Genomic DNA, 15868 nt, shown 5'->3' with positions numbered 1-15868 from the left:
GCCGCGGCCAGCATCCACGGCGCGACCCGTCGCGGCGCGCGACCCAGCGCCGCTCGCGCCACCGCGGCGTGCCGCAGCGCCAGCATGTCGGGATGGTCCGCAAGGCTCGCGCTGGTCGCCCGCGCTTCGGAAACCGCCGCCCATGCTGCTGCGTGGCCGGGCCGCGCATGCCAGTCGTTGAACCGTGTAAGCGTCGTGCCGTCGCCGCCATCACAGTCGCGGTCGAGCCGCTCGACCCATTCCGCCGCTTCGATCATCGCGGGATCGCTCACCGTCGCCAGTCCTTCAGCCGTTCCGCGACATGCGCCAACGCGCGCGCCTGATGCTTTTCCGCGGCGCGCGTCGAGATAGCCATGGCATGCGCGACATCGGCCATCTTCAATCCCTCCAGCATCCTGAGCACGAACACGTCGCGCGTCCGTTCGGGCAGTTCGGCAAGCGCACGACGCAGCGCGTCGGCGACATGCCTACTCTCCAAGACGCGGTCCGGCGCGAAATCCGAACTTTCGATGGAAAGATCGTCGATCGGATCGGACAACCCGGCGCCGCGCCCCTGGTTTCGGCGCGCTTGATCCTTGAGGACGTTGGCGGCGGTTACGAAGATGAAGCTGTCGTGCTGGCGAATGTCGTTCGGGTCCGCGAGCCGGCTGAGCCGCAGGAACACCTCCTGCACCAGGTCGGGAACGTCGTGCGACGCCGACACGCGCCGATTGAAGTACCGGCTCAGCGGTCGGCTATACGTCTCGACCAGCGTCCGGAGGATCGTCGCCCTCTCGCCCGGATCGGACGACCTCTTACCCGCCGCGCCCATGCCCACGGTCTAATGGGTCCGCATCGGCCGTCAACGGCTATGCACGCGCCTCGACACCGCACTTTGCCCCGCCTGCGATCGGCACCGTCGGCCTACTCGGCGCTAGTAGCCGAGGTGGTTCGCGCTATGATGCACGCCTATTCTCCAGCGCAATTGATCGAAACGAATGAGACACTTTCCTTCCCGCTTCCGTCGGCTCGACGGGGCGCTTGCCGATCTTCCTCTCGACGAGCCAATGCTGCTCACCGAACTGGACGGCTTCCTCACCGGCATCGTCGTCGGCCCGGACCGAATTCCGCCGAGCGAATGGCTGCAAGGTATATGGGGTATCGATGACGGCGAGACCGCGCCCTTCGAGGATCCCGCCGACGTCCAGTGGTTCGTCGATGCGGTGACGGCGCGCTGCACCGAGATCGTCCGCGATCTGGGCCGCGGCAAACCTCAGCCGATCTTCGACGTCGACGAACGCAATGGCGAGGTGCTCTGGGAGCTGTGGGTCGACGGTTTCTCCGAGGCGATGGCGTTGCGTCCCGACAGTTGGGCGATACTTGCCGCCGGGGCAGACCACGACGCCGCCGACGCGCTGGCACGCCTGTCGTCCCTGATCGCGATCGCGCAGGACGAAAGCCCTCTCGACAGTATCGAGATCAACGTCGTCAACGATCGGGCGCTGGCTGATCTGAACGACAGCATCGTGCGTCTGTACGCGGCGCGCATCCGCGCCGGCGAGCTCGGCTCGATGACACCGCTCCCGCCGACGGCTACGAAGATCGGCCGGAACGATCCATGCCGGTGCGGATCCGGGATCAAGTCCAAGCGCTGTTGCGGATGATTTTTTTCGGGTTAGATCGACGCTGTCCTGAAGGCCGCTAGTCGGAATTCCGTAGCTCGGGATTTCGAGCTCGACCCCCAGGCGATCGGATTTCAGGCGCGTGGTGGTGCCCCCGGCGAGATTTGAACACGCGGCCTACGGTTTAGGAAACCGTCGCTCTATCCGGCTGAGCTACGGGGGCATCGGCTGGCGCAATACGCCGGTCGGGTGGGACGATCAAGCGCTGCGCTCGTGTCTGGTCGTGCACGATAGCATTCGAGCAATGACGATATTTCGGTAGTTCGAACCCTCGATGAGGTCCGATCAAGGGCGACGGGTATCGCTGTCGATGCCCCGTCGCCGCTTGCCGTGCAGTGCGGGCGGTTAGGCCTTGACGTGCTGCGAGATGTACTTGTTCATCTCGAACATCGTGCACTTGTCACGCCCGAAGACCTTCTTCAGCTTCTCGTCAGCCAGAATCTCGCGCTTGTTTTCGGGGTTCTGGAGGTTGTGTGCCTTGATGTAGACCCACACCTTGCTGATCACTTCGCTGCGCGGCAGCTTGTCGTTGCCGACGATCTCGCCGAGCTCGGGAGAGGGCTGGACGGGGGCGTGGATGCCGCCGGTCTTGGGAGCTGTAGCCATAAGCATTCCTTCCTGTTGCGCGCGTGCGTTAGGCACTGCGCGCGTGGTCACGCCTTGGTGAGCGCGTCCGCCTTGTGCGCTGCCTTGCCGCCCTTGTCACTCCTTACGATGAACTGGGGCTCCTCCTTGGAGGCCTTGACGGTGTGGCCCTTGATCTTCGTGTCGCTGGTCTGCTTCTTCTCGACCGTGCCGTGCGCTTCGCCGCCGTGCGATTTCCAGGTGACCTCGTCGCCCTTCTTCGGATCCTTCATCGCGCCATCTCCTTGATTTGAAAGGATCAAGCGCGGGAACGCGGCATTAGTTGCATCGCCTGCGGGTTGCGGAGGCGGGGCGCTGGGGGCATCAGGGCGGCAATCAAGGAGACCCACCCATGAAGACCCGCGCCGCCGTAGCCTTCGAGGCAAAAAAACCGCTCGAGATCGTCGAACTCGACCTCGAAGGGCCTAAATTCGGCGAAGTCCTCGTCGAAATCATGGCGACGGGCATCTGCCATACCGACGCGTACACGCTCGACGGGCTTGATTCGGAAGGGTTGTTTCCGAGCGTGCTCGGCCATGAGGGCGCCGGCATCGTTCGCGAGATCGGCGCAGGCGTGACCAGCGTCGCGGTCGGCGATCACGTCATCCCGCTCTACACCCCCGAATGCCGTCAGTGTAAGTCGTGCCTCAGCGGCAAGACCAACCTGTGCACCGCGATCCGCGCGACGCAGGGGAAGGGGCTGATGCCCGACGGCACGACGCGGTTCAGTTACAAGGGGCAGCCGATCTTCCACTACATGGGCTGCTCGACCTTCTCGAACTTCACCGTGCTGCCCGAGATCGCGGTGGCGAAGATCCGTGAGGACGCGCCGTTCGATACCTCGTGCTATGTCGGCTGCGGCGTGACGACCGGGGTCGGCGCGGTGGTGCATACGGCGAAGGTCCAGCCGGGCGACACGGTTGTCGTGTTCGGGCTTGGCGGGATCGGGCTGAACGTGATCCAGGGCGCGCGGCTTGCCGGCGCAGGAATGATCGTCGGCGTCGACATCAATCCCGACCGTGAGGAATGGGGGCGTCGCTTCGGCATGACGCACTTCGCCAACCCAAAGGATGTGGGCGATATCGTCCAGCACATCGTCGCGCTCACCGATGGAGGCGCGGACTACACGTTCGACGCGACCGGCAACACGACCGTGATGCGGCAGGCGCTGGAGGCGTGCCATCGTGGTTGGGGCACCTCGATCGTGATCGGCGTGGCCGAGGCGGGGAAGGAAATCTCGACGCGGCCGTTCCAGCTCGTGACCGGGCGCAACTGGCGCGGGACGGCGTTCGGCGGCGCGCGCGGGCGCACGGATACGCCGAAGATCGTCGACTGGTACATGAACGGGATGATCGAGATCGACCCGATGATCACGCACCGCCTGACGCTCGACGAGATCAACAAGGGCTTCGACCTGATGCATGCCGGCGAGAGCATCCGCTCCGTCGTGATCTACTGAGGCGCGGGATCATGTTCATGCACATCATGCTCGGCGCCGACGATATCGCGGCGTCGAAAGCGTTCTACGACGTGGCTTTGGGCGCGCTCGGCGTGCCGGAAGGCGTCGTCGATGAATGGGGGCGGGTGGTCTATGCGCACGCCGGCGGACGTTTTCTGCTGACGAAGCCTATCGACGGCGAGCCGGCTAGCCACGGCAACGGCAGCACGATGGGGTTCGCTGCGGCCTCGACCGAGGCTGCCGATGCTTGGCATGCTGCAGGGCTGGCGCACGGCGGGACGGCCTGTGAGGATCCGCCGGGCGTGCGAGAGGCTACGGGAGGGCGGAAGCTGTACCTCGCCTATCTGCGCGATCCGTCGGGAAACAAGATCTGCGCATTGCACCGGGTCGCGTGATGGAAACCGTCTCCACCAGCAAGGCTTATGGCGGCACGCAGGGCGTCTATCGCCACGCGTCGACCGCGACCGGCACCGACATGACCTTCGCGGTCTATGTGCCGCCGCATGACGAGGGGGCGCGGTTGCCGGTGTTGTGGTTCCTGTCGGGGCTCACCTGCACGCACGCCAACGTCATGGACAAGGGCGAGTATCGGCGCGCGTGTGCCGAACTGGGCGTGATCCTGGTTGCGCCGGATACCTCGCCGCGCGGCGACGACGTGCCGGACGACGACGCGTACGACTTCGGCAAGGGCGCAGGCTTCTACGTCGATGCGACCGAGGAACCCTGGGCGAAGAATTTCCGGATGCGGTCCTATGTCGAGGACGAACTGCCAGCGCTGATCGCGGCGGAGTTTCCGGTGGCGGACATGGCGCGGCAGGGGATCTTCGGGCACTCGATGGGCGGGCACGGCGCGCTGACGATCGCGTTGCGCAATTCGGAGCGTTTCCGAAGCGTGTCGGCGTTCGCCCCGATCGTGGCGCCGTTGCAGTGCGCCTGGGGTGAGAAGGCGCTCGGCGGATATCTCGGACCGAATCGGACGACGTGGCGGGCGTACGACGCGTGCGCGCTGATCGAAGATGACGCGCGGGTGGAGGACATCCTGGTCGATCAGGGCGAAGCCGATGACTTCCTGGTCGAGCAGTTGAAGCCCGAGTTGCTGGCCGACGCTTGCAAGGCGGCGGGGATCGACCTGACGCTACGGATGCAGCCTGGGTATGATCACAGCTACAATTTCATCGCGACGTTCATGCCGGATCATGTGGCGTGGCACGCAGAGCGGCTGAAGCGCTAACCACGCGCTTGATGTTTCACGGCTATCGATCTGCAGGTCGTGCCCTCACCCTCGCCGCCCTTGGCGTCTCTCCCTCTCCCGACGGGAGAGGGCAAGGGAGCGTCGGTCGTCATGTTGGCGCTCGTGCCGGGCGGCGCGCGCATCGTCGTCCTGACGAACGTTAGGATCCAGAGCCGAGCACCGCAGCGTTAGCGACCCTGAGTCCTGACGGCGTCAAAATGACGTGATGTGCTTTGCGATCCTCCCCCGCAAGGGGGAGGTGGCTGGCTCTTGCCAGACGGAGGGGGAGGCACGCGCCCACCTCTGCTCCGTGTCCTCCCCCTCCGTCACCTTCGGCGCCACCTCCCCCTGGCGGGGGAGGATCGTTTGCGCCGTCCTTCAGAACTTGAACCCAGCCGCGATGCCGTACCGCCGCGGGTCGATCGTGAAGATATTCGTAAACAGCCCCGACGACTGGTCGCCGACCGCCTGCCCCGTGATCGAGTCGTTGTTCGTCAGATTCTGCACGAAGCCGCGCAGGAACCAGCGGTCGTCGGCGCCGTTCAACTGCACCTGCGCGTTGACCACCTCATAGCCCTGCACGCGGTCAACCAGCTGGTTGAAGATCGATGCGGTGAAGCCGCCGGTGTAGTTGAGATCCACGCGGGGCACGAACGACATGCCGTTGCGGAATGCGATGGTGTACTGCGCGCCTGCCGAGAATTTGTAGGTCGGTGCTTGGGGCAGCTTGCCGCCGCGGATGTTGACGCCGACGCCGTCGGTCACGCTGAACGGCAGCGCACCGGTCGGCACACCGAACAGCGCACGGAGTGGCGCGGGCGGATTGGCCGCGGTCGCGGCGAGAACCGAGCAGAGGCTGTATGCCCCGGTCGTGTTGGTCGACGGGATCGCCACGGGTCCGCGCAGGCCGAGACCTGAGTTCATCGCGCCGACATAGGTGTTCACGCCGAAGATATTGCCCGCGGTGGTTGGCACGACCGCGCAGTTGGCCGCGCTCTGCAGGTCCTTGATGATCACCGCGTCGGAGCGGCCGCCCGACGGATCGCGCGGATTGACCAGGAACTTGTCCGCCGACACCTCGCTGTGGAGGTAGCTTGCGTTCATGTTGACGACGAACGCAGGGATCGGGCTGAGGATCGCTTCCGCCTCAACGCCGTAGACATTGGCGTCGACATTGTCGTTGACCGCGGTCCGCGCGACGATCCGGCTCAGCTGCAACTGCTTGTACTTGTAGTAGAAGCCCGTGACATTGAGCCGCAATGCGCCGTTACCGAAGGTATTCTTGGACCCGATCTCGAACGAGTCGATCTTCTCGGGCGTGAACGTCGTCGGTACCGAGAAGGTCGCGGGCAAGGGCGGATTGATGCCGCCCGACTTGTAGCCACGCGAATAGGACGCGTAGATCAGATTGTCGGGCGAGATCTTGTAGTCGATCACCGCGCGCCCCGTCAGCCGCGAGAAGCTGACCTTGTCGAGCGCATATTCCTGCACCCCGGCGCGCGTGGAGTCGAAGTCGGTGGTGGTGTAGTTCAGCCCCTGCGTCATGTTCGACGCGCCGATCGGGGTGAGCACGTTCAACGTGATGTTGCGCGCCTTCACGTCCTTCTCGTCGTGATTGTAGCGCAGGCCGAGCGTCAGCTTCAGCTTGTCGTTGAACTCGAAATAGGTCTCGCCGAAGATCCCGTAGGATTTCAGGCGGAAATCGTCACCGTCGTTGCGGTAGAACGGCGTCGCGAGGAACGCGTTGCCGTTGACGCCCGGGATCGCCGCCGAGCTGGCTGCGCCGAGCACGCCCGATGCGTAATCAAGCCCGAACGCGTTGACGAAATAGTCGGTGTTCTGGCTGCGCGAGTCCACATAGATGCCGCCGAGCAGGAAGTTGAACATGCCGTCGAACGAACTGTCGATATGCGCCTCGGCCGAATATTGCCGGTTTACCTGGCGCGAGCGATCGACGTCGAGGCTCTGCGCGTAACAGCCGATGCCGTTGCCGCCGAACACGCCGACATTGTTCGTATCGGCACCCGACTGGCACGCGCCGCCGGCCGGGCCATTGGGGATCAGCACGGAGCGGACGCCGTTGAGATAGCCGGTATTGACCAGCGCGCCGCCCGGCAGCCGGATGACCACGCCGGGGCGGCCGATCGCGTTCAGCGTGTTCAGTCCGACATTGGCCGCAAGGGGGTTCTCGACCGCAAGGTTGAAGTCGGTCGTGCTATCGACCGTGTTGCGTGAGAACCCGCCCGTGAAGTTGAACGAGACCGGACCGAAATCGTGGAAGATCTTGGCGGTGTACTGCTCTTCCTCGGCGAAATAGGTCGGGTTGGAGTCGATCCGGACGGTGCGGACGTCGCCGGGATTGACGACCCCGGCATAGGTGTCGGTCGCATACAGGTTCTGCAGGCCGATCGCGGCAATCTCCGGGTGCCCGAGCTGCGTGCCGGCGATTCCGAAATACTGTGTCGAGGCGAGCGTAGCGGCCAGCGTCGAGTTGCCGTTCGGCGTCTCGTTCGCGAGCCGATCGGGGAGGCAGCCCAGAATGCCGGTCGGATCGCGGTGGCAGAGCTGCTTCTGGATGCGGCTGCGGTTGTCCTTCTCGCGGAAATAATAGCCGATCAGGTCGACGCGGGTATCGTTGGTCGGCTCCCACGACAACGTGCCACGGATCGAATACAGGTCGCGCCCGTCGATTTTCGAATTGTCATAGGTGTTCTTGGTATAGCCGTCGCGGTTGAGATACGTGCCCGCGACGCGGATGCCGAGCGTGTCCGTGAAGGGCAGGTTGATCATCGCGCGGGCGCGCTTCGAATCGTAATTGCCGTACTCGGCCTCGGCGGAGGCATGGACCCCCGACAGGTCCGGCTTGGCGGTGATGAAGTTGACCACGCCCGAGGTCGCGTTGCGGCCGAACAACGTACCCTGCGGTCCGCGCAGGACCTCGATCCGTTCCAGATCGAAGAACTCGCTTTCGAACAGTCGCGTGGTGACCAGTGGCATGTCGTTGACGTGGATCGCGGTCGCCTGGTCGCACGTCGCGCCGACGCACAGGTCGCCGATGCCGCGGATCGTGAAGCTCGACGTGGTGAAATTGGTCTTGGTGAAGGTGACGTTGGGCAGCGTCTGCTGGAGCGCACTCGGATTGACGATCTGCTGCTTCGAGATCGTGTCCGCGGTAAAAGCGCTCACTGCAATCGGAACATCCTGCAAACGTTGCGATTGGCGTTGCGCGGTAACCACGATATCCTGCGACGCATAGGCACTGGCCGCGGTATCGGCGGGCGTGGTCTGCGTCGATGTGCCGGGCGTGGATGGCGCCTCTTGCCCGGGGCCATTGGTGGGGCCGGGGTTTTCAGCCGATGTGGTGGCCGTCTGAGCCATTGCCGGCGCAATCGACAGGAGTATCATCGCCGAGGCGGCGAGCAATTCGAACTTGGCCATGTCAGTCCTCTCCCCGATCGTGCCGGTCTGTGCCGATTCACGATTTAGATTTTCAGGTATGGCGAAGTAACGACGAAAAAATTCCACCGTCAACGCTTTTTGAAGCCCGGATTACTTGGATTTATGGCGCGTTGCTGAAATGAAACAGTTGCAAAAGAGGACCCATGTTCTGATGTTTGGGTATGCTGACAAAGGGTGTTGCGATGCGGGATGAACTGAACGGGGCCGAGGAGCGGTCGGTTGACGGAGATGTACTCGGTCCCGACGGCAAGGTGATTGTGCCCGAAGACGTAGCGTCGGCGATCCGTACGCTGATCCGCTGGGCAGGCGACGATCCGACCCGCGAAGGGTTGCTCGACACGCCGCGTCGTGTTGCACGTGCGTGGAAGGAATATTGCGCGGGCTATGGCGACGATCCGGCGAAACATCTCGAACGCGTGTTCGAGGAGGTCGGCGGCTATGACGAGATCGTGCTGCTCAAGGACATCCCGTTCCAGTCGCATTGCGAACATCACATGGCACCGATCATCGGCAAGGCGCACATCGCGTACCTGCCGCGCGACCATGTCGTCGGCATCTCGAAGCTCGCACGCGTGCTGCACGGGTTCGCGCGGCGGTTGCAGGTGCAGGAGCGGCTGACCGCGGAAGTGGCCGACTGCATATGGGACAACCTCAAGCCGCAGGGCGTCGCGGTGGTAATCGAGGCCAGCCACGCCTGCATGACCGCGCGCGGGGTCCGCACGCCGGGGGTGACGATGGTCACGAGCCGGATGATGGGCGTTTTCCGCGACGACGAACGCAGCCGGAAGGAAGTGCTGGCCTTGATGGGGCGTGGCGTCTGATGCGAACCGTCCTGGTGACGGGTGGGGCGAAGCGGCTGGGTGCGGCGATCGTCCGGCGGCTGGCTGCCGACGGGCATGCCGTGGTCGTGCATCAGGGACATTCTCCCGACGAGGCGGCCGCGCTGGTGGCGGAGATCGTTGGCGGGGGAGGGCGTGCTGCTGCGGTGCCTGGGGACCTGAGCGATCTAGGCACGATCGGCGACCTGTTCGCGGCGGCACGCTCGGCGATCGGCGGACCGATCGACGGGCTGGTGAACTGCGCGTCGAAGTTCGAATTCGACCGACCGCCGGCCGTCGATCCGGTACTGTTCGCCGAGCTTGGCGCGATCAATTGCGGTGCTCCGGTGCTGCTCGCGTCCGCGCTCGCGTCGCAGGACGATGTCGCGGACGGCGCGGTGGTCAATGTGCTCGACCAGAAGGTGGCCAACCTCAATCCGGACTTTTTCTCGTACAGTTGCGGCAAGATCGCGCTGGAGGGGGCGACGACGATGCTCGCACAGGCGCTCGGACCGCGCATCTCGGTCAACGCGGTATCGCCGGGGCTGACCTTGCCGAGCGGAGACCAGAGCGAAGAAGAGTTCGCAGCGGTGGCGAGCGACAATTTGCTCGAGCGACCGGTCGGTGCGAAGGCAGTGGCCGATGCGGTCGCGTGGCTGCTGACCGCGAGGGGCGTGACGGGGCAGAATGTGTTCGTCGATTGCGGACAACGGTTTCTGACGCGCGACGGCGACGTGATGTTTGAGGGGCGGAATGGCTGAATTCACGACGATCCTGGACGGACTCGACGTCATGATGCGCCTCGGCATTCACCCGCACGAGGTCGCGCCACAACGCGTGGTCGTTTCGGTCGAGATGACGGTCGTGTATCCGGGGCCGCTTGGCGAAGACGCGATCGGGGAAGTCCTCGATTACGACTTCGTCCGCGCAGGCATTCTGGCGATGGCAGCGGAGCGCCCGTTCGCGCTTCAAGAGACGCTCTGCGAGGCAATCGCCGCACTGTGTCTGGCAGACGAACGGGTGCGGCGGGTCGAGATCGAGACCATGAAGACCGACATATACCCGGACGCCGCGATCGGCTGCCGTATCGTGCGCGAGCGCTCGATCTAGCTGGAGATTGATCCAGCGTTTGGAAAAGACTTGTTTCCCCGCGAAGGCGGGGATCCAGACTGGGCTCCCGCCTTCGCGGGAGAACAAGGAGGGGCATGGCGTCGTATGATTGCCGACCGGCCCTGCCCAGGGCGATAGTCCCACGTTCGGGCGCAATTCGTTTCACGTGCGTAAGGCGCCGATCCTAGAGCCGGTTCGTTCTCTCCCCACGAACCCGATCCGGAGATCAATCTTGAAGATTCTCGTCGTCCTCACCTCGCATGCCGATCTCGGCGATACCGGCCGAAAGACCGGCTTCTGGCTGGAGGAGCTTGCCGCGCCTTACTACGTGTTCAAGGATGCGGGTGCTGACATCACGCTCGCGTCGCCGGCCGGTGGCCAGCCGCCGCTCGATCCAAGCAGCGCCAAGCCCGACGCGCAGACCGATGCGACGCGGCGGTTCGAGGGCGATGCGGAGGCCACCGCGGCGCTCGCCGATACGCGCGTACTGTCCGATATGCGGATCGCCGATTATGACGCGGTGTTCTATCCGGGTGGGCACGGACCGCTCTGGGATCTCGCCAACGATCCGGCATCGATCGCGTTGATCGAAACCGCGATCGGCGCAGGCAAGCCCGTCGCCCTGGTCTGTCACGCACCCGGCGTGCTGCGCGACGTGAAGGCCGCCGATGGCGCGCCGCTCGTGAAGGGCAAGACGGTCACCGGCTTCACCAACAGCGAAGAGGCGGCTGTCGGGCTTAGCGATGTCGTGCCGTTCCTGGTCGAGGACATGCTGCAGCAGAAGGGCGGCACCTATTCCAAGACCGCCGACTGGGGTGTGTACGTGGTCGAGGACGGCCTGCTGATCACCGGCCAGAACCCTGCGTCATCGGCAAAGGCGGCACAGGCGTTGCTGGCGAAGTTGGCGTAGGGAAAGACGGCCACCGGTTCAGCCGGTGGCCGCCTTTTATAAGGTCAGGCGCGGTTGGCGGCGCTCAGGACTGCGCGGACCGACGCGGTGGCGATGTCGGTGTCCATGCCGACGCCGAACACGGTCCGACCCTCGGCAGTCCGGCATTCGACATACGCCGCCGCCTGCGCATCCGCACCGTGGCCGATCGCGTGCTCGTTGTAGTCGACGACGTCGAGTGTCGGCCCGGTCGACTCCGCGATCGCCGCGATCACGCCCGAGATCAGCCCGTTGCCGCGCCCCGAGATCGACCGCTCCTCGCCGTCGATCGCAACCCGGCCGATGAAGACGCGCTGCCCCGACGCACCGCCCTCCTCATAGTCGCGCAGTTCCACCCGGTCGTCGGCCTGCGGCATGTAGGTCCGCTCGAACAGGCTCCAGATATCCGCGGCGTTCAGCTCGCGGCTGGTCTCGTCGGCATAGGCCTGGACGTGGCGGCTGAAGTCGGCCTGCAACCGCTTGGGCAGCTTCAGCCCCTTGTCCTGCTCGATCACCCAGGCGACGCCGCCCTTGCCCGACTGCGAGTTGACTCGGATCACCGCCTCGTAGCTGCGGCCGAGATCGGCCGGGTCGATCGGCAGATACGGGACCTCCCACAGCGTGTCGTTCTTCGCCTCCTGCGCCGCGAAGCCCTTCTTGATCGCATCCTGATGCGACCCCGAGAACGCGGTGAAGACCAGGTCGCCGGCATAGGGCGTGCGCGGGTGGACGGGGATGTTGGTGCAGTAATTGACCGTGTTCACGACGCCGTCGATGTCCGACAGGTCGAGCTTCGGATCGACGCCTTGCGTGTACATGTTGAGCGCGACGGTCACGAGATCGCAATTGCCGGTGCGCTCGCCATTGCCGAGCAGGCAGCCCTCGACGCGGTCCGCACCCGCCATCATGCCGAGCTCCGCCGCCGCGACGCCGGTGCCGCGGTCGTTATGCGTGTGCAGCGAGATCGCCACCGCGTCACGGTTGCGGATGTTGCGCCCGAACCATTCGATCTGGTCAGCATAGATGTTCGGCGTCGCGCACTCGACGGTGGCGGGCAGGTTGAAGATGATCGGATTGTCGGGCGTCGGCATCAGGACGTCCATCACCGCCTCGCAAACCTCGAGGCTGAAATCGAGTTCGGCGGTCGAGAAGGTTTCGGGGCTGTATTCGAACTGCCAGCGGACGTTCGGCTGCTTCGCGGCTTCGTCGCGGAGCACCTTGGCGCCGTCCACAGCGATCTGCTTCACCTGCGCGCGGTCCATCCCGAACACGATCTTGCGCCATGCCGGCGACACCGCGTTGTAGAGATGGACGATCGCGGTCTTCGCGCCGACCAGGCTGGCGAAGCTCGTCTCGATCAGGTCACGGCGCGACTGGGTGAGCACCTGGATCGATACGTCGTCGGGGATGCGGCCGGTCTTCACGAGGCCAGAGATAAAGTCGAATTCGGTCGCGCCCGCGCTCGGGAAACCGACTTCGATCTCCTTCAAGCCCACCTTGCAGAGCAGGTCGAAGAACCGCGTCTTCTTCTCGGCATCCATCGGATCGATCAGCGCCTGGTTGCCGTCGCGCAGATCGGTGGACAGCCAGCGCGGCGGCTTGACGATGGTCTTCGACGGCCATTGGCGGTCGGGCAGGTCGACTTGGGGAAAGGGACGGTATTTGGTCGATGGGTCGCGCAGCATGGCCAGTCTCTCGTGTCGTCGGGAGCGTTCGGGTCAGCCCTTAGGCGCGAGGCGCGGGGCATGGCCACCGCGCAAACGATCGGCGCGCCTAAGGGCGCGTAAGTCGAAGCAGCAGGAGGCGGCCGTGCATCATTGATGGCGTCCTATCGCGCGGACACGTCCCGTGTCCAGCGCGATAGGGATTTTGACAGATTATTGCGCGGAGAAGGCGGCGTTGATCGTGAGGTCGACCTTGTCTGACACGACCGGAGCGTAAGCACCGATATTGAAGTCGCTGCGCTTGATCGAGGTCGTCGCGCGGAAGCCGAAGTTGAGCTTCTTGTTCATCGGGTTCGTGCCCGCGCCGATGAAGGTCGCCTGCAGCACGACCGGCTTGGTGACGCCCTTGAGCGTGAGGTCGCCGGTGATCGTCGCCTTGTCGCCGGTCGCGACGACCTTGGTCGAGACGAACTTCGCGGTCGGGTAGGTCGCGGCGTCGAAGAAGTCCTTCGACTTCAGATGGCCGGCGAACGGTGCCGCGGTGACCGAGAGCTGGTCGATCGCGAAGTTCACCTCGACCTTGGTTGCGTTCGGCTTGGCGGGATCGATCGTGATGCTGCCGCCCGATGCGCCGAGCTGCCCTTCGAGCATCGAGAAGCCCATGTGGTTGACCTGCCACGTGACCTGCGTGTGGTTCGGATCGACCGCGTAGGTGCCGGCGGCGACGCGTGCCTTGACCGGGGCGCCGGGGATGGCGGCGGTCTGGGCCATGATGGGCGCGGCGGTGAGGGCGAGGATCGAGGCTAGGACTAGGCGCATGCGGGGTCTCCTGTTTGACGCGCGATGCTGGCCGAGCGGAGGGGGCGCGTCAAACGACGTTATGCCAACGCTGTGTTTCGGAATTGGGTTGTGGGGGAGGGGGAGAAGAGAGCACCGCTCGTTCTTGTTCCCCCGCGGACGCGGGGGCCCAGCTAAACCACGACCACCGCCCGAGACCCTGGACCCCCGCGTTCGCGAGGGAACAGAAAGGAGAAGCCGGCCCAACCTTACAATACCACCCCGGCGAAGGCCGGGGCCCAATTGGGGGATGTTGCCGACTGAGGACGGCGCTCCTTTACTAAAGCCTTCCCAATTGGGCCCCGGCCTTCGCCCGGGTGGATTGGGGGTATGGGAGCAACCGAAACGCGCTCCTCACGCCAACCCGTCGGCCCCGGCGAAGCCGTGCCCTATGGGCAGGCTTCGTCGTGCCGGCCGCGCTCACGCGCGTTCGCTTCGCTCAGTTGCGCTCGCGATCCACCAAAGCATTCTTCCCGATCCAAGGCATCATCCCACGCAACTCCGACCCGATCTTCTCGATCGGATGCGCCAGCGCCTGCTTCCGCGCCGCCTTCAGCTCAGGCTGCCCCGCACGATTGTCGAGGATGAAGTTCTTCACGAACCGACCCGACTGGATGTCCGCCAGCACGCGCTTCATCTCGGCCTTGGTCTCCGCCGTGATGATCCGCGGGCCCGTCGTGATGTCGCCATATTCGGCGGTGTTCGAGATCGAATAACGCATGTTGGCGATGCCGCCCTCGTACAGCAGGTCGACGATCAGCTTGGTCTCGTGCAGGCACTCGAAATACGCCATCTCGGGCGCGTAGCCGGCTTCGACCAGCGTCTCGAACCCGGCCTGGATCAGGTGGGTGATGCCGCCGCACAGCACGGCCTGCTCGCCGAACAGGTCGGTCTCGCATTCCTCGCGGAAGTTGGTCTCGATGATTCCCGAGCGACCGCCGCCGACGCCGCTCGCGTATGCCAGAGCGATGTCATGGGCGTTGCCCGACTTGTCCTGGTCGATCGCGATCAGGCAGGGGACGCCGCCGCCGCGGACATATTCGCTGCGCACGGTGTGGCCAGGGCCCTTGGGCGCGATCATGATGACGTCGAGATCGGCGCGCGGCTCGATCAGGCCGAAATGCACGTTGAGGCCGTGCGCGAACGCAATCGTCGCACCCTGCTTGAGGTTGTCGTGCAGGTCGGCAGCGTAGATCGCTGCCTGATGTTCGTCGGGCGCGAGGATCATGACGATGTCCGCCCAGGCTGCGGCTTCCTTGTTCGACTTGACCGCGAAGCCCGCCTCGATCGCCTTCTTGGCGGTGGCCGAGCCTTCGCGGAGCGCGATCGCGACGTCCTTGACGCCTGAATCGCGGAGGTTTTGCGCGTGAGCATGGCCCTGCGAGCCGTAACCGACGATCGCGATCTTCTTGTCGGTGATGAGGTTCAGGTCGGCGTCGCGATCGTAATAGACACGCATTGGAATGGTCCTTTCGATAAGGTGTGTCCCTCCGCGAAGGCGGAGGTCCAGGCTGGGCTCCCGCCTTCGCGGGAGAACAAAACTTAAAAAGCGGAGAAGCGTTACGCCGGCTCTTTGCCGCGGGCGATCGCGACGATGCCGGTTCGGGCTACTTCGATCAGACCGACTTCACCCATAAGTTCGACGAACTTGTCGATCTTGTCGATGCCGCCGGTGACCTCGAACACGAAGCTCGACGTCGTCGCATCAACCACGCGCGCGCGGTACACGTCGGCGAGGCGCAGCGCCTCGATCCGGTGGTCGCCGGTGCCACGCACCTTCACTAGGGCGAGTTCGCGTTCGACGTGCGCGCCCTGTGCGGTGAGGTCGGTGACCTTGTGCACCGGCACCAGCCGGTCGAGCTGGGCGATGATCTGCTCCATCGTCGCCGGCGAGGCGCTGGTGACGATCGTGATCCGGCTGACCGACTTGTCCGCGGTGATCTCGCTCACCGTCAGGCTCTCGATATTATAGCCGCGCGCGGTGAACAGGCCGGCGATTCGGGCGAGGATGCCCGGTTCGTTGTCGACGATGACGGCGAGCGTGTGCCGCTCGGCCTTTTCCTGGGAAATGTGCATC

17 protein-coding genes and 1 tRNA gene are annotated in these 15868 nt (G+C 64.7%); 8 read left to right on the top strand and 10 right to left on the bottom strand.

Annotated elements, in window-relative coordinates:
* Positions 1-272: hypothetical protein (locus IFR23_RS18380; RefSeq protein WP_197978541.1), on the bottom strand; the 272-nt coding region annotated here is incomplete at its 3' end.
* Positions 269-811 (bottom strand): RNA polymerase sigma factor, encoded by a 543-nt coding sequence (locus IFR23_RS18375; protein ID WP_192977098.1) that lies wholly within the window; start codon positions 809-811, stop codon positions 269-271. The genes IFR23_RS18375 and IFR23_RS18380, both read right to left, overlap by 4 nt.
* A gap of 166 nt (positions 812-977) precedes the next feature.
* Between IFR23_RS18375 and IFR23_RS18370 the strand changes: the two genes are divergently transcribed.
* Complete coding sequence (locus IFR23_RS18370) at positions 978-1643, top strand: UPF0149 family protein (protein ID WP_192977097.1); 666 nt, start codon at positions 978-980, stop codon at positions 1641-1643.
* Positions 1644-1747: 104 nt separating this feature from the next.
* Here the strand turns inward: IFR23_RS18370 and IFR23_RS18365 are convergent.
* The 3 genes from IFR23_RS18365 to IFR23_RS18355 form a co-directional block, all read right to left on the bottom strand.
* Positions 1748-1824: transfer RNA gene (locus IFR23_RS18365), tRNA-Arg, on the bottom strand.
* A gap of 182 nt (positions 1825-2006) precedes the next feature.
* A complete protein-coding gene (locus IFR23_RS18360) occupies positions 2007-2267 on the bottom strand; it encodes an SWIB/MDM2 domain-containing protein (protein ID WP_031394799.1) in 261 nt (86 codons plus the stop codon).
* Between the two features lie 47 nt (positions 2268-2314).
* Entirely contained in the window at positions 2315-2518 is a 204-nt protein-coding gene (locus IFR23_RS18355) for a DUF2945 domain-containing protein (RefSeq protein ID WP_056048079.1), read from the bottom strand.
* Between the two features lie 119 nt (positions 2519-2637).
* Here IFR23_RS18355 and IFR23_RS18350 point away from each other — a divergent pair, with 119 nt between their 5' ends.
* The 3 genes from IFR23_RS18350 to fghA are packed head-to-tail and all read left to right on the top strand — an operon-like array spanning position 2638 to position 4975.
* Positions 2638-3744, top strand: a complete 1107-nt coding sequence (locus IFR23_RS18350) for an S-(hydroxymethyl)glutathione dehydrogenase/class III alcohol dehydrogenase (protein WP_192977096.1) — start codon at positions 2638-2640, stop codon at positions 3742-3744.
* Positions 3745-3755: 11 nt separating this feature from the next.
* Positions 3756-4139 (top strand): VOC family protein, encoded by a 384-nt coding sequence (locus IFR23_RS18345; RefSeq protein ID WP_192977095.1) that lies wholly within the window; start codon positions 3756-3758, stop codon positions 4137-4139.
* The gene (gene fghA / locus IFR23_RS18340; RefSeq protein ID WP_192977094.1) at positions 4139-4975 is read left to right on the top strand and encodes an S-formylglutathione hydrolase; all 837 of its coding nucleotides are present in this window, start codon (positions 4139-4141) and stop codon (positions 4973-4975) included. The genes IFR23_RS18345 and fghA overlap by 1 nt, the downstream gene beginning before the upstream one ends.
* Positions 4976-5353: 378 nt before the next feature.
* On the opposite strand, the gene IFR23_RS18335 is transcribed toward fghA, so the two are convergent.
* Positions 5354-8413, bottom strand: coding sequence for a TonB-dependent receptor (locus tag IFR23_RS18335; RefSeq protein WP_192977093.1), 3060 nt, complete (start codon positions 8411-8413; stop codon positions 5354-5356).
* A 203-nt stretch (positions 8414-8616) separates the two neighbouring features.
* Between IFR23_RS18335 and folE the strand changes: the two genes are divergently transcribed.
* From folE to IFR23_RS18315, 4 genes are all read left to right on the top strand, one after another.
* Complete coding sequence (gene folE / locus IFR23_RS18330) at positions 8617-9255, top strand: GTP cyclohydrolase I FolE (protein ID WP_192977092.1); 639 nt, start codon at positions 8617-8619, stop codon at positions 9253-9255.
* Complete coding sequence (locus tag IFR23_RS18325) at positions 9255-10013, top strand: SDR family NAD(P)-dependent oxidoreductase (protein ID WP_192977091.1); 759 nt, start codon at positions 9255-9257, stop codon at positions 10011-10013. Before folE ends, IFR23_RS18325 begins: the two co-directional genes overlap by 1 nt.
* Entirely contained in the window at positions 10006-10362 is a 357-nt protein-coding gene (locus IFR23_RS18320; protein WP_192977090.1) for a dihydroneopterin aldolase, read from the top strand. Before IFR23_RS18325 ends, IFR23_RS18320 begins: the two co-directional genes overlap by 8 nt.
* Before the next feature lie 232 nt (positions 10363-10594).
* The gene (locus IFR23_RS18315; RefSeq protein ID WP_192977089.1) at positions 10595-11272 is read left to right on the top strand and encodes a type 1 glutamine amidotransferase domain-containing protein; all 678 of its coding nucleotides are present in this window, start codon (positions 10595-10597) and stop codon (positions 11270-11272) included.
* A 44-nt stretch (positions 11273-11316) separates the two neighbouring features.
* Here the strand turns inward: IFR23_RS18315 and leuA are convergent, their stop codons facing one another.
* From leuA to ilvN, 4 genes are all read right to left on the bottom strand, one after another.
* Positions 11317-12975, bottom strand: coding sequence for a 2-isopropylmalate synthase (gene leuA, locus IFR23_RS18310; protein WP_192977088.1), 1659 nt, complete (start codon positions 12973-12975; stop codon positions 11317-11319).
* A 192-nt stretch (positions 12976-13167) separates the two neighbouring features.
* The gene (locus IFR23_RS18305; protein WP_192977087.1) at positions 13168-13773 is read right to left on the bottom strand and encodes a YceI family protein; all 606 of its coding nucleotides are present in this window, start codon (positions 13771-13773) and stop codon (positions 13168-13170) included.
* Positions 13774-14230: 457 nt separating this feature from the next.
* Complete coding sequence (gene ilvC / locus IFR23_RS18300) at positions 14231-15250, bottom strand: ketol-acid reductoisomerase (RefSeq protein ID WP_192977086.1); 1020 nt, start codon at positions 15248-15250, stop codon at positions 14231-14233.
* A 101-nt stretch (positions 15251-15351) separates the two neighbouring features.
* On the bottom strand, positions 15352-15867 hold the full coding sequence (ilvN, locus tag IFR23_RS18295) for an acetolactate synthase small subunit (protein ID WP_056048113.1): 516 nt from the start codon (positions 15865-15867) through the stop codon (positions 15352-15354).
* Position 15868: the final 1 nt, after the last annotated feature.

The sequence above is a fragment of the Sphingomonas sp. CFBP 13603 genome (assembly GCF_014892665.1).
Taxonomy (GTDB): Bacteria; Pseudomonadota; Alphaproteobacteria; order Sphingomonadales; family Sphingomonadaceae; genus Sphingomonas.
The sequence above is the reverse complement of the archived record's forward strand: the minus strand, read 5'-3'. Positions and strand labels throughout refer to the sequence as shown.

Bases quoted from the DNA above. Each gene is read 5' to 3' on its own strand.
- IFR23_RS18370 (WP_192977097.1), top strand. From the start codon at position 978: ATGAGACACTTTCCTTCCCGCTTCCGTCGGCTCGACGGGGCGCTTGCC.
- leuA (WP_192977088.1), bottom strand. From the start codon at position 12,975: ATGCTGCGCGACCCATCGACCAAATACCGTCCCTTTCCCCAAGTCGAC.
- IFR23_RS18350 (WP_192977096.1), top strand. From the start codon at position 2,638: ATGAAGACCCGCGCCGCCGTAGCCTTCGAGGCAAAAAAACCGCTCGAG.
- IFR23_RS18360 (WP_031394799.1), bottom strand. From the start codon at position 2,267: ATGGCTACAGCTCCCAAGACCGGCGGCATCCACGCCCCCGTCCAGCCC.
- IFR23_RS18345 (WP_192977095.1), top strand. From the start codon at position 3,756: ATGTTCATGCACATCATGCTCGGCGCCGACGATATCGCGGCGTCGAAA.
- fghA (WP_192977094.1), top strand. From the start codon at position 4,139: ATGGAAACCGTCTCCACCAGCAAGGCTTATGGCGGCACGCAGGGCGTC.
- IFR23_RS18375 (WP_192977098.1), bottom strand. From the start codon at position 811: ATGGGCGCGGCGGGTAAGAGGTCGTCCGATCCGGGCGAGAGGGCGACG.
- IFR23_RS18325 (WP_192977091.1), top strand. From the start codon at position 9,255: ATGCGAACCGTCCTGGTGACGGGTGGGGCGAAGCGGCTGGGTGCGGCG.
- ilvC (WP_192977086.1), bottom strand. From the start codon at position 15,250: ATGCGTGTCTATTACGATCGCGACGCCGACCTGAACCTCATCACCGAC.
- IFR23_RS18335 (WP_192977093.1), bottom strand. From the start codon at position 8,413: ATGGCCAAGTTCGAATTGCTCGCCGCCTCGGCGATGATACTCCTGTCG.
- ilvN (WP_056048113.1), bottom strand. From the start codon at position 15,867: ATGCACATTTCCCAGGAAAAGGCCGAGCGGCACACGCTCGCCGTCATC.
- IFR23_RS18355 (WP_056048079.1), bottom strand. From the start codon at position 2,518: ATGAAGGATCCGAAGAAGGGCGACGAGGTCACCTGGAAATCGCACGGC.
- IFR23_RS18320 (WP_192977090.1), top strand. From the start codon at position 10,006: ATGGCTGAATTCACGACGATCCTGGACGGACTCGACGTCATGATGCGC.
- folE (WP_192977092.1), top strand. From the start codon at position 8,617: ATGCGGGATGAACTGAACGGGGCCGAGGAGCGGTCGGTTGACGGAGAT.
- IFR23_RS18305 (WP_192977087.1), bottom strand. From the start codon at position 13,773: ATGCGCCTAGTCCTAGCCTCGATCCTCGCCCTCACCGCCGCGCCCATC.